Origin of the sequence: Caballeronia sp. LZ029 (genome assembly GCF_031451275.1) — a bacterium.
Taxonomy (GTDB): domain Bacteria; phylum Pseudomonadota; class Gammaproteobacteria; order Burkholderiales; family Burkholderiaceae; genus Caballeronia; species Caballeronia jiangsuensis.
This window is the reverse complement of sequence record NZ_JARUXO010000001.1, coordinates 3,058,102-3,084,039: the sequence shown is the minus strand read 5'-3', so window position 1 is coordinate 3,084,039 and position 25,938 is coordinate 3,058,102. Positions and strand designations below refer to the sequence as shown.

At 63.0% G+C, this 25,938-nt stretch carries 25 protein-coding genes; 19 read left to right on the top strand and 6 right to left on the bottom strand.

From position 1 onward, the window contains the following. Positions 1-71: 71 nt before the first annotated feature. On the bottom strand, positions 72-350 hold the full coding sequence (locus tag QCE73_RS14520) for an HU family DNA-binding protein (RefSeq protein ID WP_008352404.1): 279 nt from the start codon (positions 348-350) through the stop codon (positions 72-74). Between the two features lie 297 nt (positions 351-647). Between QCE73_RS14520 and QCE73_RS14515 the strand changes: the two genes are divergently transcribed. The 9 genes from QCE73_RS14515 to QCE73_RS14475 all read left to right on the top strand — a co-directional run bounded on the left by QCE73_RS14515 (position 648) and on the right by QCE73_RS14475 (position 10,771). After that, positions 648-1,670 carry a VTT domain-containing protein gene (locus tag QCE73_RS14515; protein WP_035499406.1) on the top strand — a complete coding sequence of 341 codons (1,023 nt, stop codon included), beginning with the start codon at positions 648-650 and terminating at the stop codon, positions 1,668-1,670. Positions 1,671-1,688: 18 nt separating this feature from the next. Then, a complete protein-coding gene (gene mnmC / locus QCE73_RS14510; RefSeq protein ID WP_309881785.1) occupies positions 1,689-3,491 on the top strand; it encodes a bifunctional tRNA (5-methylaminomethyl-2-thiouridine)(34)-methyltransferase MnmD/FAD-dependent 5-carboxymethylaminomethyl-2-thiouridine(34) oxidoreductase MnmC in 1,803 nt (600 codons plus the stop codon). 415 nt (positions 3,492-3,906) lie between these two features. Continuing rightward, positions 3,907-4,161, top strand: a complete 255-nt coding sequence (locus QCE73_RS14505; protein WP_035499404.1) for a hypothetical protein — start codon at positions 3,907-3,909, stop codon at positions 4,159-4,161. A 151-nt stretch (positions 4,162-4,312) separates the two neighbouring features. Then, complete coding sequence (locus QCE73_RS14500; RefSeq protein WP_035499403.1) at positions 4,313-5,515, top strand: cation:proton antiporter; 1,203 nt, start codon at positions 4,313-4,315, stop codon at positions 5,513-5,515. A 42-nt stretch (positions 5,516-5,557) separates the two neighbouring features. After that, a complete protein-coding gene (locus tag QCE73_RS14495; protein WP_035499402.1) occupies positions 5,558-6,670 on the top strand; it encodes a YbdK family carboxylate-amine ligase in 1,113 nt (370 codons plus the stop codon). 730 nt (positions 6,671-7,400) lie between these two features. Beyond that, on the top strand, positions 7,401-8,045 hold the full coding sequence (locus QCE73_RS14490; RefSeq protein WP_035499399.1) for a MarR family winged helix-turn-helix transcriptional regulator: 645 nt from the start codon (positions 7,401-7,403) through the stop codon (positions 8,043-8,045). Between the two features lie 132 nt (positions 8,046-8,177). Further along, positions 8,178-8,903, top strand: coding sequence for a glutamine amidotransferase (locus tag QCE73_RS14485; protein ID WP_035499559.1), 726 nt, complete (start codon positions 8,178-8,180; stop codon positions 8,901-8,903). 110 nt (positions 8,904-9,013) lie between these two features. Beyond that, entirely contained in the window at positions 9,014-10,126 is a 1,113-nt protein-coding gene (locus QCE73_RS14480; RefSeq protein WP_250482794.1) for an NADH:flavin oxidoreductase/NADH oxidase, read from the top strand. Between the two features lie 180 nt (positions 10,127-10,306). Then, positions 10,307-10,771: an SET domain-containing protein gene (locus QCE73_RS14475; protein ID WP_035499394.1), complete on the top strand. Its 465-nt coding sequence runs from the start codon at positions 10,307-10,309 to the stop codon at positions 10,769-10,771. Positions 10,772-10,825: 54 nt separating this feature from the next. On the opposite strand, the gene QCE73_RS14470 is transcribed toward QCE73_RS14475, so the two are convergent. Then, entirely contained in the window at positions 10,826-12,280 is a 1,455-nt protein-coding gene (locus QCE73_RS14470; RefSeq protein WP_309882019.1) for a sensor histidine kinase N-terminal domain-containing protein, read from the bottom strand. Between the two features lie 80 nt (positions 12,281-12,360). Next, a complete protein-coding gene (locus QCE73_RS14465) occupies positions 12,361-13,047 on the bottom strand; it encodes a response regulator transcription factor (protein WP_035499390.1) in 687 nt (228 codons plus the stop codon). A gap of 179 nt (positions 13,048-13,226) precedes the next feature. Here QCE73_RS14465 and QCE73_RS14460 point away from each other — a divergent pair, with 179 nt between their 5' ends. Together QCE73_RS14460 and QCE73_RS14455 are read left to right on the top strand one after the other, a co-directional pair. Next, the gene (locus tag QCE73_RS14460; protein ID WP_187608229.1) at positions 13,227-13,457 is read left to right on the top strand and encodes a DUF3717 domain-containing protein; all 231 of its coding nucleotides are present in this window, start codon (positions 13,227-13,229) and stop codon (positions 13,455-13,457) included. A 249-nt stretch (positions 13,458-13,706) separates the two neighbouring features. Then, complete coding sequence (locus QCE73_RS14455) at positions 13,707-14,210, top strand: Lrp/AsnC family transcriptional regulator (RefSeq protein WP_187608104.1); 504 nt, start codon at positions 13,707-13,709, stop codon at positions 14,208-14,210. Here QCE73_RS14455 and QCE73_RS14450 read toward each other — a convergent pair. Both QCE73_RS14450 and QCE73_RS14445 read right to left on the bottom strand, forming a co-directional pair. Continuing rightward, the gene (locus QCE73_RS14450; protein ID WP_309881778.1) at positions 14,168-14,698 is read right to left on the bottom strand and encodes a class IV adenylate cyclase; all 531 of its coding nucleotides are present in this window, start codon (positions 14,696-14,698) and stop codon (positions 14,168-14,170) included. The two genes, QCE73_RS14455 and QCE73_RS14450, sit on opposite strands and share 43 nt — an antisense overlap. A gap of 116 nt (positions 14,699-14,814) precedes the next feature. After that, positions 14,815-15,717 (bottom strand): LysR family transcriptional regulator, encoded by a 903-nt coding sequence (locus QCE73_RS14445; RefSeq protein WP_309881777.1) that lies wholly within the window; start codon positions 15,715-15,717, stop codon positions 14,815-14,817. 105 nt (positions 15,718-15,822) lie between these two features. Here QCE73_RS14445 and QCE73_RS14440 point away from each other — a divergent pair, with 105 nt between their 5' ends. The 7 genes from QCE73_RS14440 (at position 15,823) to QCE73_RS14410 (ending at position 24,225) form a co-directional block, all read left to right on the top strand. Next, the gene (locus tag QCE73_RS14440) at positions 15,823-17,346 is read left to right on the top strand and encodes a CoA-acylating methylmalonate-semialdehyde dehydrogenase (protein ID WP_309881775.1); all 1,524 of its coding nucleotides are present in this window, start codon (positions 15,823-15,825) and stop codon (positions 17,344-17,346) included. Between the two features lie 46 nt (positions 17,347-17,392). Continuing rightward, entirely contained in the window at positions 17,393-19,069 is a 1,677-nt protein-coding gene (locus QCE73_RS14435) for a GMC family oxidoreductase N-terminal domain-containing protein (RefSeq protein ID WP_309881774.1), read from the top strand. 373 nt (positions 19,070-19,442) lie between these two features. Next, positions 19,443-20,222 (top strand): ABC transporter ATP-binding protein, encoded by a 780-nt coding sequence (locus QCE73_RS14430; protein WP_035499379.1) that lies wholly within the window; start codon positions 19,443-19,445, stop codon positions 20,220-20,222. Beyond that, on the top strand, positions 20,219-20,980 hold the full coding sequence (locus tag QCE73_RS14425) for an ABC transporter ATP-binding protein (protein ID WP_035499377.1): 762 nt from the start codon (positions 20,219-20,221) through the stop codon (positions 20,978-20,980). The genes QCE73_RS14430 and QCE73_RS14425 overlap by 4 nt, the downstream gene beginning before the upstream one ends. Positions 20,981-21,055: 75 nt before the next feature. Continuing rightward, complete coding sequence (locus tag QCE73_RS14420) at positions 21,056-22,276, top strand: ABC transporter substrate-binding protein (RefSeq protein ID WP_035499375.1); 1,221 nt, start codon at positions 21,056-21,058, stop codon at positions 22,274-22,276. Between the two features lie 93 nt (positions 22,277-22,369). Continuing rightward, the gene (locus QCE73_RS14415; protein WP_035499373.1) at positions 22,370-23,254 is read left to right on the top strand and encodes a branched-chain amino acid ABC transporter permease; all 885 of its coding nucleotides are present in this window, start codon (positions 22,370-22,372) and stop codon (positions 23,252-23,254) included. Next, positions 23,254-24,225: a branched-chain amino acid ABC transporter permease gene (locus tag QCE73_RS14410; RefSeq protein WP_035499555.1), complete on the top strand. Its 972-nt coding sequence runs from the start codon at positions 23,254-23,256 to the stop codon at positions 24,223-24,225. The genes QCE73_RS14415 and QCE73_RS14410 overlap by 1 nt, the downstream gene beginning before the upstream one ends. 400 nt (positions 24,226-24,625) lie before the next feature. Here QCE73_RS14410 and QCE73_RS14405 read toward each other — a convergent pair whose 3' ends face one another. After that, the gene (locus QCE73_RS14405) at positions 24,626-24,913 is read right to left on the bottom strand and encodes a hypothetical protein (protein ID WP_309882024.1); all 288 of its coding nucleotides are present in this window, start codon (positions 24,911-24,913) and stop codon (positions 24,626-24,628) included. On the opposite strand from QCE73_RS14405, the gene QCE73_RS14400 reads away from it, so the two are divergent. Next, positions 24,798-25,880: an ABC transporter substrate-binding protein gene (locus tag QCE73_RS14400; RefSeq protein WP_309882017.1), complete on the top strand. Its 1,083-nt coding sequence runs from the start codon at positions 24,798-24,800 to the stop codon at positions 25,878-25,880. The genes QCE73_RS14405 and QCE73_RS14400 overlap by 116 nt on opposite strands. Positions 25,881-25,938: the final 58 nt, after the last annotated feature.

Genomic DNA, 25,938 nt, shown 5'->3' with positions numbered 1-25,938 from the left:
GAAAAAAAACCCGCCGATGGCGGGTTATGTATATCGGGCTACTTTGAGTAGCCGCACAATCGGCAAGAAGCTTACCGCTTGTTCACTGCGTCCTTGAATGCCTTGCCAGCCGTAAACTTGACCGTCTTTGCGGCCGGAATCTTGATGGACTCGCCAGTCTTCGGATTGCGGCCGGTGCGCGCTGCGCGCTTTCCCGAGCCGAAGCTGCCGAAGCCGATCAACTGCACTGCGTCACCTTTCGAGACAGCCTTCTTGATCACTTCGAGCAACGTGTCCAGCGTTTCGCCGGTTTGAGCCTTGCTGGCGCCGGTCTGAGCGGCTACGGCGTCGATCAATTCCTGTTTGTTCATTAAGGTTCCTTTATCAGTTTAGGTTGACACGAACAGCGCGAACGCGCCGATTATACGTGCGCAAACCGTGCAGTCGAGTAGGGACGGCCTTCTGGCGCGCCCGCCCGACGAATCGGCGTTGTTACGCGCCATCTCACCGGCATTGCTCCACTTCGTCGCCTTCACGCCGCCTCTATACGCGGCGCTTGGTATGATAGCGCAGCGCAAACCCAATCAGGATAAGGGTTTCAAAGATTTACCCTTATATTTTTTGGGCTCCCGGCGGTTTTTTCAGCGCAGAACAACTGGGTCCGATCCATGCTACGCGAGCTGATCATCGAATACGGCCTGCCGTTGGTTTTTGCCAACGTTCTGCTCGAATGCCTCGGCCTCCCGCTCCCAGCCTTGCCCACATTGGTTTTGACGGGTGCGATCACGGTCTCCGCGAGCTTCGCATCGGGCGCGGTTTCGGGCTTCGCGTCGGGTGCGTGGGAGCCGCTCGCGGCGATCGTCGTCACGGCGAGCATCGCCGCGCTCATCGGCGATACGCTCTGGTTCTGGCTCGGACGCCGCTACGGCAGCCGCGTGCTTGCCTTCATGTGCAAGGTCTCGATCTCGCGCGATACCTGCGTGAACCGCAGCCTCGACTTCTTCGGGCGCTTCGGCGTGCGCATTCTGGCCTTGTCGAAATTCATTCCCGGCTTGTCGACGCTCGCGATCCCCGTCGCGGGCGCGACCGGCATCGGCTTTGGCAGCTTTCTCTTTTACGATGCGCTCGGCGCGCTGCTGTGGTCCGGCATCGGCGTCGCGTTCGGCGCGATCTTCGCCGATCTCGTCGATCGCGCGCTCGCATGGCTCGACCTGTTCGGGCGCGGCGTGATCGTGCTCGCGGTCATCGCGCTCGCGCTCTATCTCGCCGTGCGCTGGTGGCAGCGCGTGTCGCTGTTGCGCAGGCTGCGCATGGCGCGCATCGATATCGCGATGCTGCGCAGGCTGCTCGATGGCGAACCGCCGCCGCTCGTCATCGACGTGCGCCGCCGCGAACGACGCGCGATGGACCCGTTCGCGATTCCCGGCGCGCTGCTGCTCCACGACGACGCCGCCACGCAGCTCGCCGGCATCGCCCGCAACCGCAAGCTCGTGACCTACTGCGATTGCCCGAGCGAAGTTTCGGCCGCGCTCGCCGCGAAGGATCTGGTCGCGCATGGCTTCACCGATGTCGCGCCGCTGCTCGGCGGACTCGCCGCATGGCGAGCGGCGGGCTACGCGCTCGAACCGCTGATGATCGAAGACGCGGTGAATGGCGCCGCGCGCGTCATCGCCAAGTCGTCTTCCGCCTGATTTGTCTTTCCCTATCGCATGACCGAATCCCTGCTTTTCGCGCCGCACGATCTTCCCGCGCGCTGGCGGCGCACACGCGTCTTCACGTTCGTCGATACGACGTTCAGCGCCTTCCTTCCCCTTTGGCAGCGCTGGCGCGACGACGATGAACGTTGCGACCGGCTGCATGTCGTCGCCACTGCAACGCTGAACGCGCTGGACGATCCACCTTCGACCGATGACGCATCGCCGCTCGCAACCGAGCTCGCGCGTGCGTGGCCGATGCGCGTGCCGGGCGTGCATCGGCTGGAGTTCGACGAGGGTCGCGTGGTGTTGACGCTCGCCATCGGCGATGACGCGCACGAGATGTTGTCGAAACTCTGGCTGCGCGCCGATGCATTCCATCTCGAAGCAATCGACGATCCGCGCAAGCTGTGCAAAACGCTCGCGCGTTTCGCCGGCGACGGCGCGACGGTCTGTGCGAACGCATCCGGGCCGCTTCAAGTGCCTTTGCGCCGCGCGCTGGAATCGTCGGGCTTCGAGTGCCTGTCGGCGGCGACGGACACGCGGCTCATCGCACGCTTCGCCCCGCGCTGGCGCGTGCGCCGCCACGAACCGCCGCTTCCTTGCGACGCGAGAACACGCGAGGCCATCGTGATCGGCGCGGGACTCGCGGGCTGCGCGGTGAGCGCGCGGCTCGCCGGGCGCGGCTGGCAGGTCACGCTGATCGATCGTCACGCGTTGCCCGCGCGCGATGCATCGGGCAATCCGGCGGGCGTGTTTCATCCTATCGTCTGGCGCGACGACAGCGTCGCCGCTCGCCTCACGCGTGCAGGCTTTCTCTATGCCTTGCGCCGATGGCACGCGCTCGAAGATGCCAGTCGCGACCTGATGCGCAGCGACGCGGGCCTGCTTCAGATCGCCGATACCCCCGACGACGCCGATGCCCTCGCCGCCGCCATCGCGCGCTTCGCGTATCCATCCGACTATGTGCAGCCGATGACGCGCGACGATGCATCGCGCATCGCTGGCATCGATGTCGCACGCGGCGGCTGGTTCTTTCCGCGCGGCGGTGCGATCTCGCCCGCGGCCGTTTGCGCCGCGCAACTCGCCGACGGCGCGGCCCGAATCACGCCGCACATGAAAACCGAAGTGACGCGCATCGCGCACGATGGCGACGTCTGGACCGCGTTCGATTCGAGCGGCGGCGAGATCGCCAGCGCGCCGGTGATGGTGCTCGCGAACGCACACGATGCCGCGCGTCTCGCCGGTCTGTACGGTGCGCCGACACGCAACGTGCGCGGTCAGCTCACCGTGCTCGATTCATCCGCGCTCGATGCCCTGCGCGCGCCGGTCGTCGGCGAAGGTTACGCGGTGCCGCTTGGCGCGGACGGCGCGCTCATCGGTGCGACCTATGACATCGACGATCCCGACCGCGACATCCGCGACGCGGGGCATCGGGAGAACATCGAGCGCGTCGCGGGCATGTTGCCGGATCTCGCGCTCGCGCCCGGAGAAATCCGCGCGGGCCGCGTCGCGTTCCGCTGCGTGACGAGCGACCGCATGCCGATGATCGGCCAGCTCGCCGACGAGAGCGCCGCGCGCCGCGATGCGCATCGGCTTTCGGGCGCGTGGCCGCTCGATCTGCCGCGCATGGCGGGTCTATATGGCGCGTTCGCATTCGGCTCGCGCGGACTCGTCTGGGCGACGCTCGCGGCCGAACTGATCGCATCGCAGATCGAAGGAGAGCCGTGGCTCATCGAACGCGAACTCGCCGACGCCATCGACCCAGCCCGATTTTTGCTCAGGGCACTTCGTCATGGAGAAATCGGCTCGACATAGTTGTTCCCGGCGCGCTGTGGATAACCCGTCGAATTGCCGGTGAAACTCTTGTGAACGCGATGTGCACGTAAACGGGACAACTACGCCTTCACGTTTACGCGCCCAAAAGTTGTTCCGGGTTGACCGCGCCGCGCCAACATGTTTACGGCCCGCTTCTGCTTTGTCCAAATGATTGAATGAAAAGACGAAAACGAGGTTATCCACAGAAGCGGCAGCCTCTTGTTAACTACTACTACGTTTATATACAGTAAACCTGTAAACACCTGACGGCGAGGCCATCGGTCGGGCGTAAACGAAAAGCCCGAACGTCATGACAGCAGCAACCGGTCAGCCTTTCCAGCCGGGACGAGAACAGGCAGTCGCTTTTACTTCATAAGAATCATGAGCTTGGACTTTCTGTCAGGGGAACCGAGGTATGGCACAATCGCGCTTCTTCCTGCGTCGCGCCGTTCGGACGGCGACCGCTTCAATGGAACGATGGTTGCGCGCCAAGAATCTGATCAACGAAGCCGCGCCGTCGTTTGCTGTGTTCGGCCCGGCATTCGAGCAGGCGCCGCATGTGTTGCCCGTGTCACACGGATCCGAGATCTCCGGTGCGACATTGGGAGCGTGCAAGGCGCATCGCAGCCAGCCGAACGCGTCGTCTAATCCGTGCACGGCCCGACCGTGACGCCGTGTTCGTTCGCATTTCGTTTCGCCTGAATGAACCAACGCTCGCATAGCCGGGCGGATGCGCCTCGCCCGCGAGCGCGCGCCGTCGATGCGAGTCACGCAACGGAACGTGCACGCTCTGCTGCAGCTACGAAGGAGAAGCCAATACGATGAATTCGGCATTTTCATTTTTGCCCGTCTGGCCGCTCGAACCCGATGCCATTTTCTGGGCCGGTCTCGCGCTCATTACGGCGGGACTCGCCGGAGAGCTTTTATGGCGTGCGTGGCGCCTGCCGCGCATCACCGGTTTCGCGGTGATCGGGCTGATCGCCGGCAACGCGGGCCTCGGCGTGATCGACTCGAGCGCGGGCGGCCTGTCGCGGCCGCTGCTCGATGTCGCGCTCGGGCTGCTGCTCTTCGAACTGGGCGGCCGGCTTGATCTGCGCTGGATCCGCCGCAATCCGTATCTGATTCTGTCGAGCATCGCCGAGTCGACGCTCACGTTCGGCCTCGTGCTGATCGCGCTGACGCTCCTCAACGTGCCGACGATGCCATCGGTCGTGGTCGCGGCCATCGCGATGGCCACGTCGCCCGCGATGGTCATTCAGCTCAAAACCGAACTGCGCGCCGAAGGCCAGGTCACGCAACGTCTCTTGACGCTGACCGCGCTGAACAGCATGTACGCGGTGATCGTGGAAAAGCTCGCGGCCGGCGTGCTGCATCAGGAGATCTACGGCAATGCGCTCGCGACGATCCTGCAGCCGCTCTATCTTCTGATCGGCTCGCTGGTGCTCGCGTTCCTGCTCGCGCGTGCCTGCAATATGCTGGTGCGGCGTCTGCCCGCGAACGACGAGCATTCGTTCGTTGCGCTCTTCGGGCTCGTGCTGCTGGCGATCGCGGTCGCGCACATCTTCAAGCTATCGACGATTCTCGCGCTGCTCGCCGCAGGCATCATCGTGAAGAATGCCGACGAGCGGCCGCAACTCTGGCCGTCGCATTTCGGCTCCGCCGGATGGCTGCTGACCGTCATTCTTTTTGCGCTGACGCTGACGTCGTTTCACTGGCGCGATATCGCGCTCGGCGGTGTCGCGGCGCTCGGGCTGATCGTCGCGCGTTTCGTCGGCAAGCTCGTCGGCGTGCTGATTTTCGCGAAGCCGAGCGGACTCGACTGGAAGCAAGGCGCGGCGCTCGGCGTCGCGCTGACGCCGATGTCGGCGCTCGCGTACGTGCTCGTCGACGACATGTACGTGCTCTATCCGGACTACGATCCGACGCTGCGGGCGATCATCATGTGCTCGATCGTCGTGCTGCAGATCGTCTCGCCTTTCGTGGTGTACCGTAGCCTGTCGGCAGTCGGCGAGCGGCGCGAGTGATCGCGCCCGCCCTGCCCAGGCATTGATCATTCAAGAGGCGTCATGGCACTCGAACCTTTCATCAACTCCGAGCCGTTCACGTTCGGCGTCGAGCTGGAAATCCAGGTCGTCAACACGCACGACTATGATCTGACGCGCGCCGCGTCGGACCTCATGCGTCTCATCAAGGACGAAAAGATTCCGGGCAACATCACGCCGGAAATCACCGAAAGCATGATCGAGCTTTCGACCGGCATCTGCACGACGCACGAGCAGGCCGTCACGGACCTCCGCAAGATCCGCGATACGCTCGTCGCCGCAGCGGATCAACTGAACGTCGGGCTCGCGGGCGGCGGCACGCACGCATTCCAGCAATGGAGCGATCGCCAGATCTACGACGCGCCGCGCTTCCAGTACATCTCCGAACTGTACGGATACCTCGCCAAGCAGTTCACGGTGTTCGGTCAGCACGTGCACATCGGTTGTCCCGATCCGAACAGCGCCCTCTTCCTGCTGCATTCGATGTCGCGCTATATCCCGCATTTCATCGCGCTTTCAGCGTCGTCGCCGTACATTCAGGGCGTCGATACGGGGTTCCATTCGGCGCGACTGAATTCGGTATTCGCTTTTCCGCTGTCGGGGCGCGCGCCCTTCGTGCTGACCTGGGACGGCTTCGAGGAATACTTCTCGAAGATGGTCAATACGGGCGTCGTCAACAGCATGAAGGATTTCTACTGGGATATCCGGCCGAAGCCCGGCTTCGGAACGATCGAAGTACGCGTGATGGACACGCCGCTTTCCGTCGACAAAGCCGCCGCGATCGCCTGCTACATCCAGACGCTGTCGCGTTATCTGCTGCTCGACAAGCCGCTCACGCCGCGCGAGGACGATTATCTCGTCTACACGTTCAACCGCTTCGAGGCGTGCCGCTTCGGGCTGGAAGGCACGTGCATCCATCCGCAGACGGGCGAACGGCGGACCATCGGCGAAGACATTCTCGCGACGCTCGATGTGCTCGCGCCGCATGCGGAAGCGCTCGGTTCGCAAGCCGCGCTCGCGGAGGTGGCCGATATCGCGCGCGGCGTCAATGACGCGACCTGGCTGCGAGGCGTGTTCGACAAGGAAAAATCTCTACACGAGGCCGTCAGGCAGCAATGTTTGCAATGGCGTCGATAACACCACGCTTACGCTGACACCTGCCAGCGAATGATCACGAAAGGCCGCTTCGCGAAACACCGCGAGGCGGCCTTTAACTTTGGTCCGTATGAAACATGTGCTTGACGAGCAAGGGGAATAAAGCGCTCGCGGCAACGTTTGAAGAAGAACCGATTCGACGTCCCTAAGGATTTCTTCGAGAAATCCGTATACAGACGTAATAGAAGTTAACAAGTCTTGCGCGACGCTGTGGAAAACGTCAAAAAGAGGTGCAGAGTCAACGCGCTAGCGCGATGATAACCACGCGGTATGCGCAGACGTCGCGACAGGGAATTCCGGACAACGGAAAGGTGCTCGACTTGACGCGCAGTGTTATCAAGAATACGCACACATAAAAGAAGACGCTTTTCCACGGGTTATCCACAGTTCTGCGTGGATAATTAAGGTGTACGTTTGTTCTATGTCGCTTAGAATGGCGACTTTGCTGGCATAGCGTTATAGTCGGCAGGAAAACAGCGCCACGAGCAGGACCATAAGACGGCGCATAGGAAGAGGGTTGCAAATGTCCCCATTCAGGCACCGCTAATTGGCTTGGCACGCCTGAATTTTGAGACGGCGGGGACCGAGAACGAAGCGTAGTTCGCAAGGTGTTCGGAGTATTTTCTGCGGGCGGCGTTTCGAACGAGGTGTTCGCGGCGGTTGGCGCGAACGTGCCGTCAGAACACATAAGCGGAACAACAAGCGAAAGACTATGAGTGAAGGCGTTTACGGAGAGCAGGCGACGGGGCGGGTGACCCACGGCCTGCTGAGGCTGAGCACCGCGATGCGCAGCCAGGCATGGGAATGGGCGGAAGGCGCGGGGCTGACGCCGACCCAGGGTGAAATTCTCGTTCTGCTGATGCAGCGCAAGGGGCCGATGCGCCTCGGCGAGATCGCGCGTGAAACGGCGTTGACCGCCGCCACGACGAGCGATGCGGTGAGCACGCTCGAAGGCAAGGGTCTCGTCGAGAAGCGACGCGCGATCGACGACGGCCGCGCGCTCGCGGTCCGGCTGACCGCGCGTGGCCGCACGGCTGCGAAGAAGGCGCTGCAATGGCCGGACTTCCTCGCGAAGGCGGTCGGCACGCTGCGCGAGGACGAGCAGGTGGCGTTCTATCGCACGTTGCTCAAGACCATCCGTCAGCTCGAATCGCAGCAGCAGATTCCGGCGCACCGCATGTGTCTCTCCTGCTCGCATTTCGAGGCGAGCAAAAATCCGAAGAAGGCGCCGCATCACTGCGCGCTTCTGCAGATCGACATGGCGGACACGGATCTGCGTCTCGACTGTTCGGTATACGAAGAAGCCGACGTCGCTACGCAGAAGAAAAGCTGGAAGGTCTTCGCCCAGATCGCCTGATTCGGGCCGACCGGGTAAAAGCCATCTGGCGTCATCCTGCGCTGTGAGGCCGCGGCGAGTCGGTTAGACTGTGCCCGTCGCGCCTCGCCGCGAGGCGCGGCTCGTCACTACTCCGTCCCGAGAATGCCGCCGATGAAACATGAAGTCCTGGCGATTCGCCACGTCTATTTCGAAGATCTGGGCAGCCTCGAACACGTGCTCGGCGATCGCGGCCATCTCGTGCGCTATCTGGACGTCGGGCGCGGCCGCATCGACGCGCCCAATCCGCTCGATCCTTCCTTGCTCGTCGTGCTCGGCGGCCCGATCGGCGCCTATGAGGACGCGCATTATCCGCATCTCGCGCCGCTGCTCTCGATGCTCGAAAAACGCATCGCCGCGGGCTTGCCGACAATCGGCATCTGTCTCGGCTCGCAACTGATCGCGCGGGCGCTCGGTGCGCGCGTGTATTCGTCGGGCACGCTCGAACTCGGCTGGTCGCCGCTCGAACTGACCGACGCGGGACGCGCGTCCGCGCTGCGGCATCTCGAAGCCGATGGCGCGCCTGTGCCGGTCTTCCACTGGCACGGCGATACCTTCGATCTCCCCACGGACGCGACCCTGCTCGCATCCACCGATTCCTGCGCGCATCAGGCATTCTCCTGGGGCGAGCACGTCCTCGCGCTGCAATGTCATCCGGAAGTGCTGGTCGAGCGCTTCGAGAGCTGGCTCGTCACGTATCCGGGCGATATCGCGAGGAGCGGCACGACGGTCGCCGCGCTGCGCGAGGACACGGCGCGTCATGGCGCGACACTCGAACGCGCTGCCCGCGCGATGTTCGGCGAATGGCTCGATCGCTTCGCCGTGGTGGACGCGCGCTGAACGTGTGATGGTATGAACCATCGCGTCGCATCCGGCGCGGTGCGCGTCCCTGCACGAAAGAAATCGCGGTGCTATTCTCGATCGCTCCTTTCTAGCGACGAGTCACCGCCATGAGCGCGCTGTTCACTCCCACGACCCTCCGCAGCCTCCAGCTCCCCAACCGCATCTTCGTGTCGCCGATGTGCCAGTACTCCGCCGAGCGCGGCGAGGCGACGGCATGGCACATGATCCATCTAGGCCATCTCGCGCTGTCGGGCGCGGCCATGCTGTTCATCGAGGCGACCTCCGTCGAGCCGGACGGCCGCATCACGCCGGGCGATCTCGGTCTCTGGGACGACGCCACCGAAGCCGCGCTGCGTCCGGTGCTCGCCGCGATACGCCAGTATTCGAAGATCGCGGTGACGATGCAGTTGTCGCACGCGGGCCGCAAGGCATCGAGCCGCAAGCCGTGGGAAGGCGGGCAGTTGATCTCCGTCGCCGACGGCGGCTGGATGACCTACGCGCCATCGGCCATCCCGCATAAGCCGGAAGAAACGCCGCCGCTCGCGCTCGACGCCGCCGGTCTGATCCGCGTGAAGGAAGCGTTCGTCGCATCGGCGAAACGTGCGGCGCGGCTCGGTATCGATGGCATCGAAGTGCACTGCGCGCATGGCTATCTGCTGCATCAGTTCCTGTCGCCGATCGCCAATCAGCGCACCGACGAATACGGCGGCTCGCGCGAGAATCGCATGCGTTATCCGCTCGAAATCTTCGATGCCGTGCGCGCCGCGTTTCCCGCCGACAAGCCGGTCGGCGTGCGCGTTTCCGCCACCGATTGGGTCGAAGGCGGATGGGGCATCGAGGATACGATCGCGTTCGCGGCGGAGCTGAAGAAGCGCGGCGTCGACTGGATCGATGTGTCGTCGGGCGGCGTCTCGCCGTTGCAGAAGATTCCGTTGTCGTCGGGCTATCAGGTGCCGTTCGCGAAAGCCGTGAAGGAAGCGACGGGCGTGAACACCGTCGCTGTCGGGCTGATCACCGAGGCGAAGGAAGCGGAAGAGATCGTGGCGAGCGGCCAGGCCGATTACGTCGCGATGGCGCGCGCGATGCTCTACGATCCGCGCTGGCCGTGGCACGCCGCCGCCGAGCTCGGCGCGACCGTCGATGCGCCTCCCCAGTACTGGCGCTCGCAGCCGCGCGAACAGAAGAATCTCTTCGGCGAGATCACCATCGGGCAACGTTGAAAACGCTCGAACATCATCCGGACGGTTGAGCATTCGCGCGCCGGGAGTGTAGGATACCGGTGTGTTGAGCGCGTGCGTTCAACCGAGTGAACGCGGCGCCTTCGAGGCCACCGCGTTTTTTTTCATCCCGATGTTCATCCCGATCGCGCGGGAGCGAAGCGTTATTTAAGGATTCGTTCGATGAGTTCACGCAGGGTCACCGTTCGCCGCTCCGGCGTACATGGCAAGGGCGTGTTTGCCGTGAAGCGGATTGCCGCGGGCGAGCAGGTGATGGAATACAAAGGCGAGCGCATTTCATGGAAGGAAGCGCTGCGCCGCCATCCGCACAACCCCGAAGAGCCGAACCACACGTTCTACTTCGCACTCGACGACGGCCGCGTGATCGACGGCAAGATCGAAGGGAACAGCGCGAAGTACATCAACCATTCGTGCGCGCCGAATTGCGAGGCCGAGGAAGTCGAAGGGCGCGTGTTCATTCACGCGTTGCGCGATATCGAGCCGGAAGAGGAGCTGAATTACGACTACGGGCTCGTTATCGAAGGCCGCATTACGAAGAAGCTCAAGAAGGAATACGAGTGCCGATGCGGCGCGAGGAAATGCCGTGGCACGATGCTCGCGGTGAAGAAGGAGAAGAAGAAAAAGTAGGCCGCGCCTGCTTCGTCGATTCGAAAGAGCCACGCGAGCGAGCGTGGCTCTTTTTCATTCCGCGACGGGTTTCTCTTCCTTGAGCGGCATCCGCACGATGAAGCGCGCGCCGCCTTCGGGCGCGTCCTCGTAGTGCACGGTGCCGCCGTGCAGCACCATGATGTCGTGAACGATCGCGAGCCCGAGTCCCGCGCCGCCTTCGACGCTCTGCCCGTCGCCGCGGAAGAAGCGCTTGAAGAGATCGGGCTGCTGATCCGGCGGCACGCCCGGGCCGTTGTCCTCCACGACGACTTCGCCGAAGCGGCGGCCGCTCGCGTCGCTCCATTCCGTGACCGTCATCGTGATGCGCGCGCCCTCGACGCGGAACGGCGGAATGTACTTGAGCGCGTTGTCGATCAGATTCGCGAGCACTTCGCGGCAAAGCACGACATTGCCGCGCACGATCAGCGGATGCTCGTTCTCGGGATCGTCGAGACGCTGGAAGCCGAGATCGACCTGGGCGGCGAGTGCACGCGGCACCCATTCCGCGCCGGTTTCGAAGGCGAGCGCGGCGAGGTCGAAATCGGCGAAACGCGCCGCCTGTTCGCCCGGCTCGGCGCGCGCGAGCGAAAGGAGCTGATTCGAAAGACGCACCGCGCGATCCGCCGACGCGCGCAACTCCTTCACCGCCTCGATGGCTTTGTTCGGATCACGCGAACTGAGCGCCTGCTCCGCGTGAAGCTTGACCGCGGTCAGCGGCGTGCGCAGTTGATGCGCGGCATCGGCGATGAACTTGCGTTGCGCATCGAGCGCGGTCTGCAGGCGCACGAGCAACGCGTTCATCGCGCTCGTGAGCGGACGGATTTCGCCGGGAACGAAAGTCTCGTCGACGGGTTCGAGCGAGATGTGCGTTTGCTGGTTGAGCGCGTCGGCGAGATCGGTGAGCGGATTCAATTGCTGATTCACGACGCGCCACACGATCACCCAGCCGGCGAGCAGCAGCAGCGCGAGCGGCATCATGATCGCGATCAGAAACTCCACCGCGATCCGATACCGCGATCCGACGCGCTGCGCCACTTCGACGACGATCGGATTGCCGGTAGGCTGCGGCACGCGCACCTGCGCCGCGCGCACGGAGACGCCCTGAAAGTGCGTCTCGAACACATACGCATAGTGGATGCGCCGCACGTTGGTGCCGGTGAGCGGCAGATCGGGTTCGCCGGCGATTTCGTCGTCGCCCGTGCTGATACGGTAGATGAGTTGCTCGACGGGGTCCGAGAACATCGCCTGCGCGAGCGGCGGAACGGTGACGGGCGCATCGACGCCCGCGAGCTGAATCTGCTTGGAGATGGCGGTGGCGAGATCCGCGAGAGAGCGATCGACGACGTGCTGCGTGTACTGCCAGGCGAGCCAGTACGCCATGAGGCCGCTCATCAGCGCGAGCAGGGACAGCGGCGCGGCGAGTCGGCGCAGCAGGGTGCGCCGCAGACTCGGGGGCGCCGGCGTCTCGGTGGCTTTCGATCGCGCCAGATCGAGCCAGTCTTCGCGGGCGAAACGCTGATCGCCCGCGCGGCGGGTGGGAAGTCGCAAGGCGGTCTACGGCAGGAGCGTCAAGCCGCTTGCCGGATCTCCTGAAGCAGATAGCCGAAGCCCCGCACCGTCACGATCTCGACGCGCGTGTTTTCGAGTTTCTTGCGCACCCGATGCACATACACTTCGATGGCCGTATCGCCGAGATCGCCGCCGAAGTGCGTCAGGTGATCCTGCAACTGCGCCTTGCTCACGACGCGGCCGTGTCGCAGCAGCAGCATTTCGAGCACGGCGAATTCACGCGGCGAGAGTTCGAGCGGACGTTCGTCGTTGAAGATGCGGCGATCGACGCCCGACAGACGCAGGCCGCCCAGCGTCACTTCGGGGCGCGGCACGTCGCCGTGCGGGCCGCTGCGGCGCATCACCGCACGGATGCGCGCTTCGAGTTCCTGCGGCTCGAAGGGCTTCAGCATGTAGTCGTCGGCGCCGCTGTTCAGGCCTTGCACGCGGTCGTGCAGCTCGTCGCGCGCGGTGAGGATGATCACCGGCGTATGGCGGTTGCTCTGGCGAAAACGCGAGAGCAGCGTCATGCCGTCGATGCCGGGCAAGCCCAGATCGAGAATGACGAGTTCATGGCGGTTCTGCGCGAGCGCCTGCTCGGCGAAGATGCCGTCGTGCACCATGTCGACCGTGAAGCCGGATTGTTCGAGGCTGCTTTGAATGCCGCGCGCGATGGGGCGGTCGTCTTCGATCAGAAGGATTCGCATGGAGTCGCTCAAGTACAATGGGTTGAGCTCAAGCGGGCGGGGCGGTCGGTGACATGCTCACATGCACGACGGGGCTGCGCGGGCTCGAGCCGGTTCAAAACTCATATCTCATGCGGCGTTGCGCGACCGTATCCCGGAAGCCGCGAGCAGCCGTACACCGAATGTATTTCCGCCCGGACATGGCTGTCATCTCGATCAACGAACTCGAAGCCGCGATCAACTACTGGCGCGGCCGCTCCCCGTCTAGCGGCGACGAGCTCAGCCTCTGCAAGGAGGCGAGCGCGCTGTCCAGGCCCTATGCGCTGCTGATTGTACAGCGTCAGTCCAGCGTGCTACCCGAGCAACTGGACGTCGACGCGCGCGCCGCGTGGGAAGCTTACGAGCGCTTCAGGAATGGTAGCCGAGACTGAAAGCTACCTGACATTCAAGCTTTCTTTTTCCTGTTCGAATGCTTCCATTTATCCCGTTTTCGCGGAATGACGCGCAGTTTTCGCCTTTCGCGGTGTCATGATTGGTAACACGCGCGTTACCTTGTTTGCTGCCGTAAGCAATTCGTCATAATGCGCGTGAAACGGCCTTTTTGCGCAAGGGGTTTGTGAGCAACGCGGCGTCGATGCGATAAAGTCGCATTTATCATCGCTCCCGCGCACATCCGCCTCATGCTCGAACTCGACCATTTCGATCTCGCCCTGCTCGACGTGCTGCAACGGTTCGGGCGCGCCACGCATCAGCAACTGGGCGAGCAGGTGCCGCTGTCGCCGTCGCAGATCGGGCGGCGTCTGCAGCGGCTGGAAGCGACGGGCGTAATCGAAGGGTATCGCGTGGTCTTGCGGCCGGAGAAGCTCGGCCTGGGGGTGACGGCGTTCACGAGCCTGAAGTTGAAGCATCACGGCGATTCGATCATCGAGCAGTTTCAGCAGCAGATCGAGATGCTGCCCGAAGTGCTCGAATGCCACGCGACCGTGGGCGACGCCGATTATTTGCTGCGTATCGTCGCGCCGGATTTGAACGCGCTGTCAGGTTTCGTGATGAAAAAGCTGATGCGCGTGCCGGGCGTCGATAGCGTGCGCTCGAACATCGTGCTCACGACGTTCAAGCGCAACGGCCCGCTGCCGCTCGCTCATCTGGCCGACGACGACTCGGGGCTCAGCAAGTCCACGTAAGCCAGCGGCACGAGATCCGCTTCGCCGACACCCAGCCGCGCGAACATCGCGTGCGCTTCCTGTTCGCCGCCGGCTTCGTCGTCATCCTGGCCGAGCACCACTTCCAGTTCGATGAAATCGCCCAGCCCGTCCACGCGATCCAGATGGATGCGCGTGCGTCCGACGAGATACACATGCCGCTCCTTCGAGACGATGCCGCGTGTCGTCAGCGCCTGGGCTAGCAGCGCGTGCATCGCTTCCGGATTCGTCACCGGGCTGCGCGAGTAATACGACACTTTCGGACCGTCGCGGTCGTCGCGCTGATAGAAGATCAGTTCGGACGGCGTGCCGTCGTCGAACTGACGCAGCTTGAGGCGTCCGGTCGGCACGTCGTAGAAGAAGTCCTGCTGGCGGAAAACCAGCGGCGCGTCGGTGGCGAGCGAGGCCGCCCGCTCGCGCAGCTGGTCGAACTGATGCGCGCGCGCCTTGATTTCGATGTTGCGTGCCATGAAGGCTCCTCGAACACGGTTGGATGGATCAGCGAGGGCTCAGACTAGCAAAGAATCGATGAAGCTCGCTTGAATGCACTTACGGGCGGACTCGGTATTTGCACTGAGATGTCTATTCAAACCGCCCATTGCGCGTCGATCAGCCGCAGCGCCGCGGCGATCGCCGATTCCTCGCGGCGTTCCGCAAGCGCGACGAAAGACAACTGCGTCGGCACGGTCACGCCTTCGACGATCGTCAGCGCGTGCGCATGCGCCTGCGCCAGCGCGATCGAATCCCGCGCGAGAGACAGACCGACGCCCGATTTCACGAGATCGAGCATCGACGGCTCCTGATCCACTTCCGCGACGATCACCGGCATCGCGCCCGCGTCGCGGAAGATGCGCGACAAAAGCCGGTTGTGCGCGGACTCGGGCGGCGTCCAGATCCACGGCAGCTTGGCGAGCGCCGCCCAGCTACGTTTGCCCTTGTTCACGCGGTTGTGCCAGCCCGCCGGCGCGAGCACGCGATACAGAAACGGCGTGAGCCTGACGACGTGAAAGCGTTCGCCGTCGCGCGTGCCGTCGATGGCCGGATCGCCTATGTAGTAGCCGACATCCAGATCGCGCGCCCTCACGCGGTCCAGAACCCAGCCCGACATGCCGTGCCGCAACGATGTTTCGATGCGCGGATGCGTCTCCACCAGTTGTCGCAGGAAGCCGCCGAGCCGCAGGAACTCGGGATCGAGAATCGTGCCGATGCGCAGCGTGCCGCTCACCTCGTGACGCAGCGCGGCAGCGGCGCGCTGCACATCGGCGGCGGCGGCGAGTGCGCGTTCGGCGTGCGGCAGGAGCGCTTCGCCGTCGCGCGTCAGCAGAAGTCCGTGCGACGTCCGCGAGAACAGCACGACGCCCAGCATCTCCTGCAGATTCTTGATCTGAAGGCTGACGGCCGGCTGCGTGAGATGCAGGTGCGCCGCGGCGCGCGTGAGATTGCCTTCACGAGCGACGGTGATAAAGGCGCGCAAGAGGATGTAGTCCATCGGCTGATATTAAAGCTTCTTATATCCCAGTTGAACATATCTCATTGGATTCGGGGATGCATCCGGCAGTACGCTCGGCCTATCCGCATATATAAGAGAGACATCATGGGCGAGACACATCGAAGCGAAGCGCAGGTCGCGGCGTTGACGCATTTCATCGGCGGCAAGCGGGTCGAAGGCGCGAGCGGGCGCTTCGGCGACGTGTTCAATCCGGCGACGGGCGTCGTCGCCTCGCGCGTGCCGCTCGCGAGCGCATCCGAGGTCGATGCAGCCGTGGCCGCAGCGAAAGCCGCTTTCCCCGAATGGAGCGAGACCGCGCCGATCAAGCGTGCGCGCGTGCTCTTCAAGTTCAAGCAACTGCTCGACGAGCATCACGACGAGCTTGCCGAAATCATCACGCGCGAGCACGGCAAGGTGTTCAGCGACGCCAAGGGCGAAGTGATGCGCGGCATCGAGATCGTCGAGTTCGCGTGCGGCATTCCCAATCTGCTCAAGACCGACTTCACGGATCAGATCGGCGGCGGCATCGACAACTGGAACCTGCGTCAGCCGCTCGGCGTGGTCGCGGGCATCACGCCCTTCAACTTCCCGATGATGGTGCCGTGCTGGATGTTTCCCATCGCGATCGCGACGGGCAATACGTTCGTGTTGAAGCCATCGGAGCGCGATCCGTCGGCATCGGTTCGGCTCGCGGAATTGCTGACGGAAGCGGGCTTGCCCGATGGCGTGTTCAACGTCGTGCATGGCGATAAAACCGCCGTCGATGCGTTGCTCGCGCATCGGGATATCGAAGCGTTGTCGTTCGTCGGCTCGACGCCGATCGCCGAATACATCTACACCGAAGGCACGAAGCACGGCAAGCGCGTGCAGGCGCTGGGCGGCGCCAAGAATCATCTCGTCGTGATGCCCGATGCCGATCTCGATCAGGCCGTCGATGCGCTGATCGGCGCGGCGTACGGTTCGGCGGGCGAGCGCTGCATGGCGATTTCGGTTGCGGTCGCGGTGGGTCACATCGCCGATGAGCTGATCGAACGCCTCACGCCGCGCGTGCAATCGCTCGTCATCAAGAACGGCATGGAAAGCGATGCCGAAATGGGTCCGCTCGTCACGGGCGCGCATCGCGCGAAGGTGGAAGGCTATATCGACGCGGGCGTGAAGTCGGGCGCGACGCTCGTCGTCGATGGACGCGGACATCAGGTCGAAGGCCACGAGAACGGCTTCTTCCTCGGCGGCACGCTGTTCGACAACGTGAAAACCGACAGCACCATCTACAAGGAAGAGATTTTCGGGCCGGTGCTGTCCGTGGTGCGCGTGCCGGATTTCGCGAGCGCGGTCGAGCTCATCAACGAGCATGAATTCGCCAACGGCGTGTCGTGCTACACGACGGACGGCGGCGTCGCGCGCGCGTTCTCGCGTCAGATCAAGGTGGGCATGGTCGGCATCAACGTGCCGATTCCGGTGCCGATGGCGTGGCATTCGTTCGGCGGCTGGAAGCGTTCGCTGTTCGGCGATCACCACGCATACGGCGAAGAAGGCGTGCGCTTCTATACGCGCTACAAGAGCGTGATGCAGCGCTGGCCCGACAGCATCGCGAAGGGCGCCGAATTCACGATGCCGGTGGCGAAGTAATCGAATCATCGAAGCCGCGCAAGACGGCATCGACAGGAGACATGTCATGAAGCAGAACGCGCGCAAGCTGGAAGGCGAATTCGACTACATCATCGTCGGGGCGGGCACGGCCGGATGCGTGCTTGCGAATCGCCTCACCGAAGATCCGAACGTGAACGTGCTGCTGCTCGAAGCCGGCGGCAAGGACGACTATCACTGGATTCATATTCCGGTCGGGTATCTGTATTGCATCGGCAATCCGCGCACGGACTGGCTCTACAAGACGCAGGCCGAACCGGGCCTCGACGGCCGCAAGCTCGCTTATCCGCGCGGTCGCGTGCTCGGCGGATGCTCGTCGATCAACGGCATGATCTATATGCGCGGCCAGCGCGAGGACTACGACGACTGGGCGCACATCAGCGGCGATCCGGGCTGGTCCTGGGATTCGGTGCTGCCCGTCTTCATGCGCAGCGAGGATCATCACGGCGGCGGCAATTCATGGCATGGCGCGGGCGGCGAGTGGCGCGTCGAGAAGCAGCGCCTGAAGTGGAAAGTTCTCGAGACGTTCGCGCAAGCCGCGCAGCAAAGCGGCATTCCCGCGACGGATGACTTCAATCGCGGCGACAACACCGGCGTCGGATATTTCGAAGTGAATCAGCGCGGCGGCATACGCTGGAACGCGGCGAAAGCATTCCTGCGCGAAGCGATGAAGCGTCCCAATCTCACGACGATCACCGGCGCGCATACGCAACGTCTCGTGTTCGAAGGCTCGCGCTGCGTCGGCGTGGAATATCGCGGTGGCGATGTCGATTACATCGCGCGTGCGCGTTTCGAAGTGATTCTCAGCGCGGGCGCGGTGAATTCGCCGCAGATTCTCGAACTGTCCGGCATCGGCAACGGCGCACGTCTGCAACGTCTCGGTATCGATGTCGTGAAGAGCCTGCGCGGTGTCGGCGAAAATCTGCAGGACCACTTGCAATTGCGCATGGCGTACAAGGTCAACGGCGTGCGCACGCTCAATACGTTGTCGGCGCATTGGTGGGGCAAGCTTTTCATCGGCATGCAATACGCGCTGATGCGAAGCGGACCGATGTCGATGGCGCCGTCGCAACTCGGCGCGTTCGCCAAGTCCAATCCCGACGATGCATCGATCAAGCGGGCCGATGTCGAATATCACGTGCAGCCTTTGTCGCTCGAACGCTTCGGCGAGCCGCTGCATGCGTTCAATGCATTCACCGCGTCCGTGTGCAACTTGCGGCCGACATCGCGCGGCAGCGTGCATATCGAATCGCCGGATGCGCACGCAGCGCCGCTGATCGCGCCGAATTATCTGTCGACCGATCACGATCGCGAAGTGGCCGCGAATTCGGTGCGTCTCACGCGGCGCATCGTCAGCGCGCCCGCGCTGGCGCAATATCGGCCCGAGGAAATTCTTCCGGGCATCCAGTATCAGACGCAGGAGGAACTCATCGAAGCGGCAGGCAAGGTCGGCACGACGATCTTCCATCCGGTCGGCACCTGCCGCATGGGCACGGACAACGATCCGGCCGCGGTCGTCGACAGCCGTTTGCGCGTGATCGGCGTGCGCGGCCTGCGCGTGGTCGATGCATCGGTGATGCCGACGATCACATCGGGCAACACGAACTCGCCGACCCTGATGATCGCCGAGCGTGCAAGCCAGATGATCCGCGAGGACAGGCGCGGCATAGAAGCGGAAGAAGTGATCGCGACGGCGCTTGCATGACAGATCGGTGACGCGCGCGCTTCACATGTCGGGATGACGCGTGAATGGCGCGCGCATGACGTTGCACAAACGATTGCTTATATGCGCAGGGAATAAGCACTCTCCGTGCCCCTATTGCGTGCACGTGCCGAAACTCCAAGCAATTCGTTAGTAAGTGCAAATCCCAATGATTGCGCTGCATCATTGGCGCGACAATGGCCCCGGAATTAGTGATGCTCGGCATACCTCGTGCACACTTTGTGCGGGCGCAACAGCGATGCATGAAGCAAAGCAGTACCGGGATGGAGACAACGTTCGGGTGCGCGCGGAAAGAAAAAATAAGGCGCAGGCGAATACGGATTTGCCCAGCGCTTCACTTCGCATGGAAGGGGACATGATTCTCGGCGACACCATTCTTGAAACGCGAGGACTCACGAAGGAATTCAAAGGCTTCACGGCCGTGAATGGCGTGAACCTGCGCGTTCGCCGCGGTTCGATCCATGCGCTGATCGGACCGAACGGTGCAGGCAAGACGACCTGCTTCAACCTTCTCACCAAGTTCCTCGAACCCACCGCGGGACAGATCGTTTTCAACGGCGTGGACATCACGCGCGAGCGTCCGGCGCACATCGCGCGACGCGGGATCATCCGCTCGTTCCAGATTTCCGCCGTGTTTCCGCACCTGACGGTGCTGCAGAACGTGCGCATCGGCTTGCAACGGCAACTGGGCACGTCGTTTCATTTCTGGCGCAGCGAGCGTTCCCTCGACGCACTCAATGACCGCGCGATGGACCTGCTCACGCAAGTCGGCCTCACCGATTTCGCCGATACGAAAACCGTCGAACTCTCATACGGCCGCAAGCGCGCGCTGGAGATCGCGACCACGTTGTCGATGGAACCCGAACTCATGCTCCTCGACGAACCGACGCAAGGCATGGGTCACGAGGACGTCGATCGCGTGACGGCGCTGATCAAGAAGGTGTCGGCGGGGCGCACCATCCTGATGGTCGAGCACAACATGAACGTGATCGCGGGCATCTCCGACACCATCACCGTGCTTCAGCGCGGCGAAGTGCTCGCCGAAGGCAGCTACGCGGAAGTGTCGAGGAATCCGCTCGTGATGGAAGCCTACATGGGCAGCGCCGATGCGGCGCTCACCGGAGCGCATGCATGAGTACGATCGTGGAGGAGCGCCGCTCGCGCGAGGCGAACGGCGCGGCGGGCAATGTGCCCGCGCTGGAAATCTCGGGTCTGCAGGCGTGGTACGGGGAATCGCACATCCTGCACGGCGTGGACCTCAAGGTGAATCGCGGCGAAGTGGTCACGCTGCTCGGCCGCAACGGCGCGGGCCGCACGACCACGTTGCGCGCCATCATGGGTTTGACCGGGCGCAGGACGGGTTCGATCCGCGTGAGCGGCAATGAAACCATCGGCCTCGCCACACACAAGATCGCGCATTACGGGGTCGGCTATTGTCCGGAGGAGCGCGGCATTTTTTCGAGCTTGTCGTGCGAGGAAAACCTTCTTTTGCCGCCGATGATCGGCAACGCGAAAGACGCAATGCCGCTCGACGAGATCTACTCGATGTTCCCGAACCTGAAAGAGCGCCGCGCGAGCCAGGGCACGCGTCTTTCGGGCGGCGAGCAGCAGATGCTGGCCGTCGCGCGCATTCTGCGCACGGGCGCGAATCTGCTTCTGCTCGATGAAATCTCGGAAGGGCTCGCGCCGGTCATCGTGCAGACACTCGCGCGCATGATCCTCATGCTGAAGTCGCGCGGCTACACGATCGTCATGGTCGAACAGAATTTTCGTTTCGCGGCGCCGCTTGCGGATCGCTTTTACGTGATGGAACACGGGAACATCGTCGAGCATTTCGGCGCGGGGGAACTCGAAGCGAAGATGCCGGTGCTGCACGAATTGCTCGGGGTGTAATCGATCCCGGGCGCGGCACATCGGAAAGGGCAACACCAGTAACACCGCATCAAATCAAAACTCATGGAGACTGGAATGAAAAAGAAGACCCTCGCGCGCCTCTCTACTCTGTGCTTTGCGGCTGCGGCGGCGAGTGTGGCGGTGATGAGCACGAGCGCCAATGCCGCCGACGGCAACACGGTGAAGATCGGCTTCGTCACCGACATGTCGGGCCTCTACGCCGACATCGACGGACAAGGCGGACTCGAAGCGATTCGCATGGCGATCGCGGACTTCGGCGGCAAGGTGAACGGCAAGCCGATCGAGCTGGTGTACGCGGATCACCAGAACAAGGCGGACATCGCGGCGTCGCGTGCGCGCGAGTGGATCGACCGCGACGGCGTGAACGTGATCATCGGCGGCACGAACTCGGCGACGGCGCTTTCGAGCGCGCAGGTGGCGGCGGAGAAGAAGACGCCGTACATCAACATCGGCGCGGGCGCGGACAACCTGACCAACGAGCAATGCTCGCCCTACACGGTCCACTACGCCTACGACACGATGGCGCTCGCGAAGGGCACCGGTTCCGCGGTGACGAAGCAGGGCGGCAAGTCGTGGTACTTCCTGACGGCCGACTACGCGTTCGGCAAGGCGCTGGAAAAGAACACGGCTGATGTCGTGAAGGCGAATGGCGGCCAGGTGCTCGGCGAAGTGCGCCATCCGCTGTCGGCGTCGGACTTCTCGTCGTTCCTGTTGCAGGCGCAGGGCTCGAAGGCGCAGGTGCTCGGCCTCGCGAACGCGGGCGGCGACACGATCAACTCGATCAAGGCCGCGAAGGAATTCGGCATCACCAAGTCGATGAAGATCGCTGCGCTACTGGTCTTTATCGCCGACATCCACAGCCTCGGCCTCGAAACCACGCAAGGTCTCGTTGCGACGGATAGCTGGTACTGGAACAAGGACGACAAGACGCGCGCCTGGGCGAAGCGCTACTTCGACAAGATGAAGAAGATGCCGGGCAGCCTGCAGGCGGCGGATTACTCGGCCGTCACGACGTACCTGAATGCGGTGAAGGCAGCCGGCACGACCGACAGCGACAAGGTCATGGCGCAGCTCAAGAAGGCGAAGATCGACGACTTCTACGCGAAGGGCTACATCCGCGAAGACGGCTCGATGATCCACGACATGTACCTGATGGAAGTGAAGAAGCCGTCGGAATCGAAGGAGCCGTGGGATTACTACAAGATCACCGCGACGATTCCGGGCGATCAGGCGTTCGGCACCAAGGCCGAATCGCGCTGCAAGCTCTGGAAGTAAGCGTTCGGTAGCGCGCAAGCGTTCGCGCGGCGGGCGGCCAAAAGGTCGCCTCGCCGTCGCAACCGCGTCAACACGTTTCTGACGGCAGGTTCAATGGAAATTTTCGGCATTCCGCTCGCCGCAATGATGAGCCAGCTGCTGCTCGGGCTGGTGAACGGCTCGTTCTACGCGATCCTGAGCCTCGGGCTCGCGGTGATCTTCGGCCTGCTCAACGTCATCAATTTCGCGCACGGCGCCCTCTTCATGCTGGGCGCGATGCTCGCGTGGATGGGCTATTCCTACTTCAACATCCCGTACTGGGCGATGCTGCTGCTCGCGCCCATCGTGGTCGGACTGTTCGGCGTGGTCATCGAGCGCTCGATGCTGCGCTGGCTCTACAAGCTCGATCATCTCTACGGGCTTTTGCTCACGTTCGGCCTCACGCTCGTGATCGAAGGCGTGTTCCGCTCGGTTTACGGCTCGTCGGGGCAGCCGTACGACGTGCCTTCGCTGCTTCAGGGCGCGACCAATCTCGGCTTCATGTTCCTGCCGAACTATCGCGCGTGGGTGGTGGTCGCGTCGCTCGTCGTGTGTTTCGCGACGTGGTTCGTGATCGAAAAGACGCGCATCGGCGCTTATCTGCGCGCGGGCACGGAGAATCCGAAGCTCGTCGAGGCGTTCGGCGTCAACGTGCCGATGATGATCACGCTCACCTACGGTTTCGGTGTCGCGCTCGCGGCGTTCGCGGGCGTGCTGGCGGCTCCCGTGATCCAGGTGTCGCCGCTGATGGGCCAGTCGATGATCATCACCGTGTTCGCGGTCGTCGTGATCGGCGGGATGGGTTCGATCATGGGCTCGATCCTGACCGGCCTGCTGCTCGGCGTGATCGAGGGCTTCACGCGCGTGTTCTATCCGGAAGCGTCCGCGACGGTCGTCTTCGTCATCATGGCGATCGTGTTGATGATTCGCCCGGCAGGACTCTTCGGCAAGGAAAAATGATGCAGAGAAAAGCGCTCTATGGCCTGTTGCTGATCGGCCTGATTGCGGCGCCGTTCGTCGGCGTGTATCCGCTGTTCATGATGAAGGTGCTCTGCTTCGCGCTGTTCGCGGCGGCGTTCAATCTGCTGATCGGCTATACCGGGCTGCTGTCGTTCGGGCACGCGATGTTCCTCGCGACCGCCGGCTACGTCGCCGGCTATGCGATCCAGTCGCTGAACTTCACGCCGGAGCTCGGCGTGATCGCGGGCACGGCGGCGGCGACGCTGCTCGGGCTCGTCGCCGGACTGCTCGCGATCCGGCGCCAGGGCATCTACTTCGCGATGGTCACGCTCGCGCTCGCGCAGATGGTGTACTTCGTGTTCCTGCAGGCGCCCTTCACGCATGGCGAAGACGGTCTGCAAGGCGTGCCGCGCGGCAAGCTCTTCAACGTGCTCGATCTGGGCAACGACATCACGCTCTACTACGTCGTGCTCGTCGTGATGCTGCTCGCGTTCGCGCTGATCGTGCGCATCGTGCATTCGCCGTTCGGGCAAGTGCTGATCGCGATCAAGGAGAACGAGCCGCGTGCAATTTCGCTCGGCTACGACACGTCGCGCTACAAGCTGCTCGCGTTCGTGCTGTCGGCGGGTCTCGCGGGCTTCGCGGGCGCGATGAAGACGGTCGTGCTCGGCTTCGAAACGCTCGGCGACGCCTACTGGACGATGTCCGGTCTCGTCGTGCTGATGACGCTCGTCGGCGGCATGAGCACGATGTTCGGGCCGTTGCTCGGTGCGGCGATCATCGTCGCGCTGGAGGACAAGCTCGGCGACATCGGCAGCGGCATGGCGCGGATCACAGGCGTGTCGTGGTTCAATTCGCTCGGCGAATCGGTGACGATCGTGACGGGCCTGATCTTCATCGCGTGCGTGCTGGCGTTCCGTCGCGGGATCGTCGGGGAGATCATCGCGCGGGTTCGGCCGCTGCAAGGCTGACACGATTTAGTTGGAAATACGAACGAATCGGGCACTTGCGAGAAGACCGCTGTATTGCAAGAAATACGCCCTTTTGAGGTGCTTTTATGCACCACTAGGGTAAATGCTAGGTTGTCGCATACTGTTGCGTTCTTTAATATGCGTCCTAGTTCTGTTGCACCCAGATTTTTTGAGGTGGAGAACGAGGAGACATGAGGCACAAAGTGCCCGACCGAAAAGCGCTGTTGGATGATTCCAACAGCGCTTTTTTTATTCCCCATCGATAATACGAATAAAATCCCGCGATTGATTTTAACGCGGGTTTTCCCGGGGTTTCCAGCGCACGCTAAACCCTTCAAAACGCTTGCTGCGCGGTGGTTTCGTCCGCTAAACTGCATTTCCCGACCCGATGGTCGGTGATTCACGGCGGACGCGAATCAGCGGCATATTCGCAGGCAATTCTCCACGCAGAAAACTGATTTACGGGGCGCAAATCAATGAAGTTGGCTTTACGCGGCAAGGCGGTCGCAATGGCCGTCGCGGCAATTTCCATTAGTTTCTCGGCGGCATTCAGCAATCCCGTTTTGGCGGACGTGAAAATCGGCGTGACGGTCTCGGCGACGGGCCCGGCGGCTTCGCTCGGCATTCCGGAAAAGAACACCGTCGCATTGTTGCCGAAGGAAATCGCCGGGCAGAAGGTGGAATACATCGTTCTCGACGACGCCACCGATTCCACCCAGGCCGTGAAGAACGCGCGCAAGCTGACGAGCGAAGATCACGTCGATGCGCTCGTCGGTTCGACGGTCGTCCCGAATTCGCTCGCGATGATCGACATCGCCTCCGAAACGCACACGCCGATGATTTCGATGGCCGCGGCCGCGAGCATCGTCGAACCGATGGACAGCAAGCGCGCGTGGGTCTTCAAGACGCCGCAGAACGACATTCTGATGGCCACCGCGATTGCGCAACACATGTCGAATCACGGCGTGAAGACGGTCGCGTTCATCGGCTTTTCCGACGCTTACGGCGAGAGCTGGTTCAAGGAATTCTCGAAGGCGGCCGATCTGGCGAAGCTGAAGATCGTCGCGAACGAGCGCTTTGCGCGCAACGATGCGTCGGTGACGGGCCAGGTGCTCAAGATGATGTCGCAGAACGCGGACGCGGTGCTCATCGCGGGCGCGGGCACGCCGGCCGCGCTGCCGCAGAAAACGCTCAAGGAGCGCGGCTACAAGGGCAAGATCTATCAGACGCACGGCGTCGCCAATAACGACTTTCTGCGCGTGTGCGGCAAGGACTGCGAAGGCACGTTCCTGCCCGCGGGCCCGTTGCTCGTCGCGGAGCAGTTGCCCGACAGCAATCCCGTGAAGCAGGCCGCGCTCACGTACAAGAAGGCCTATGAAGGCGCATACGGTGCGGGTTCCGTGTCGACGTTCGGCGGTCACGCGTGGGACGCAGGCCTCATTCTGCAGCGCGCGATTCCCGTCGCATTGAAGAAGGGCCAGCCGGGCACGCCGGCGTTCCGCGAAGCGCTGCGCACGGCTATCGAAGAGACGAAGAATCTGCCTGCATCGCACGGCATCTTCAACATGAGCCCCAACGATCACTCCGGACTGGACCAGCGCGCGCGCGTGATGGTGGAGATCGTCGGCGGCAAATGGAAGCTCTCGGGCAACTGACGCATTCGCATGTGAAACGATTCGGAGAACAAAGGCGCGTTAGCAATACAACGCGCCT

Excerpts from the sequence above, each read along its gene's own strand:
- QCE73_RS14515 (WP_035499406.1), top strand. The coding sequence starts at position 648 with ATGCTACGCGAGCTGATCATCGAATACGGCCTGCCGTTGGTTTTTGCC.
- QCE73_RS14420 (WP_035499375.1), top strand. The coding sequence starts at position 21,056 with ATGAAAAAGAAGACCCTCGCGCGCCTCTCTACTCTGTGCTTTGCGGCT.
- QCE73_RS14455 (WP_187608104.1), top strand. The coding sequence starts at position 13,707 with ATGCTCGAACTCGACCATTTCGATCTCGCCCTGCTCGACGTGCTGCAA.
- QCE73_RS14410 (WP_035499555.1), top strand. The coding sequence starts at position 23,254 with ATGCAGAGAAAAGCGCTCTATGGCCTGTTGCTGATCGGCCTGATTGCG.
- QCE73_RS14440 (WP_309881775.1), top strand. The coding sequence starts at position 15,823 with ATGGGCGAGACACATCGAAGCGAAGCGCAGGTCGCGGCGTTGACGCAT.
- QCE73_RS14435 (WP_309881774.1), top strand. The coding sequence starts at position 17,393 with ATGAAGCAGAACGCGCGCAAGCTGGAAGGCGAATTCGACTACATCATC.
- QCE73_RS14505 (WP_035499404.1), top strand. The coding sequence starts at position 3,907 with ATGGCACAATCGCGCTTCTTCCTGCGTCGCGCCGTTCGGACGGCGACC.
- QCE73_RS14415 (WP_035499373.1), top strand. The coding sequence starts at position 22,370 with ATGGAAATTTTCGGCATTCCGCTCGCCGCAATGATGAGCCAGCTGCTG.
- mnmC (WP_309881785.1), top strand. The coding sequence starts at position 1,689 with ATGACCGAATCCCTGCTTTTCGCGCCGCACGATCTTCCCGCGCGCTGG.
- QCE73_RS14450 (WP_309881778.1), bottom strand. The coding sequence starts at position 14,698 with ATGGCACGCAACATCGAAATCAAGGCGCGCGCGCATCAGTTCGACCAG.
- QCE73_RS14465 (WP_035499390.1), bottom strand. The coding sequence starts at position 13,047 with ATGCGAATCCTTCTGATCGAAGACGACCGCCCCATCGCGCGCGGCATT.
- QCE73_RS14425 (WP_035499377.1), top strand. The coding sequence starts at position 20,219 with ATGAGTACGATCGTGGAGGAGCGCCGCTCGCGCGAGGCGAACGGCGCG.
- QCE73_RS14495 (WP_035499402.1), top strand. The coding sequence starts at position 5,558 with ATGGCACTCGAACCTTTCATCAACTCCGAGCCGTTCACGTTCGGCGTC.
- QCE73_RS14490 (WP_035499399.1), top strand. The coding sequence starts at position 7,401 with ATGAGTGAAGGCGTTTACGGAGAGCAGGCGACGGGGCGGGTGACCCAC.
- QCE73_RS14460 (WP_187608229.1), top strand. The coding sequence starts at position 13,227 with ATGGCTGTCATCTCGATCAACGAACTCGAAGCCGCGATCAACTACTGG.
- QCE73_RS14475 (WP_035499394.1), top strand. The coding sequence starts at position 10,307 with ATGAGTTCACGCAGGGTCACCGTTCGCCGCTCCGGCGTACATGGCAAG.
- QCE73_RS14500 (WP_035499403.1), top strand. The coding sequence starts at position 4,313 with ATGAATTCGGCATTTTCATTTTTGCCCGTCTGGCCGCTCGAACCCGAT.
- QCE73_RS14520 (WP_008352404.1), bottom strand. The coding sequence starts at position 350 with ATGAACAAACAGGAATTGATCGACGCCGTAGCCGCTCAGACCGGCGCC.
- QCE73_RS14445 (WP_309881777.1), bottom strand. The coding sequence starts at position 15,717 with ATGGACTACATCCTCTTGCGCGCCTTTATCACCGTCGCTCGTGAAGGC.
- QCE73_RS14480 (WP_250482794.1), top strand. The coding sequence starts at position 9,014 with ATGAGCGCGCTGTTCACTCCCACGACCCTCCGCAGCCTCCAGCTCCCC.
- QCE73_RS14430 (WP_035499379.1), top strand. The coding sequence starts at position 19,443 with ATGATTCTCGGCGACACCATTCTTGAAACGCGAGGACTCACGAAGGAA.
- QCE73_RS14485 (WP_035499559.1), top strand. The coding sequence starts at position 8,178 with ATGAAACATGAAGTCCTGGCGATTCGCCACGTCTATTTCGAAGATCTG.
- QCE73_RS14405 (WP_309882024.1), bottom strand. The coding sequence starts at position 24,913 with ATGTATTCCACCTTCTGCCCGGCGATTTCCTTCGGCAACAATGCGACG.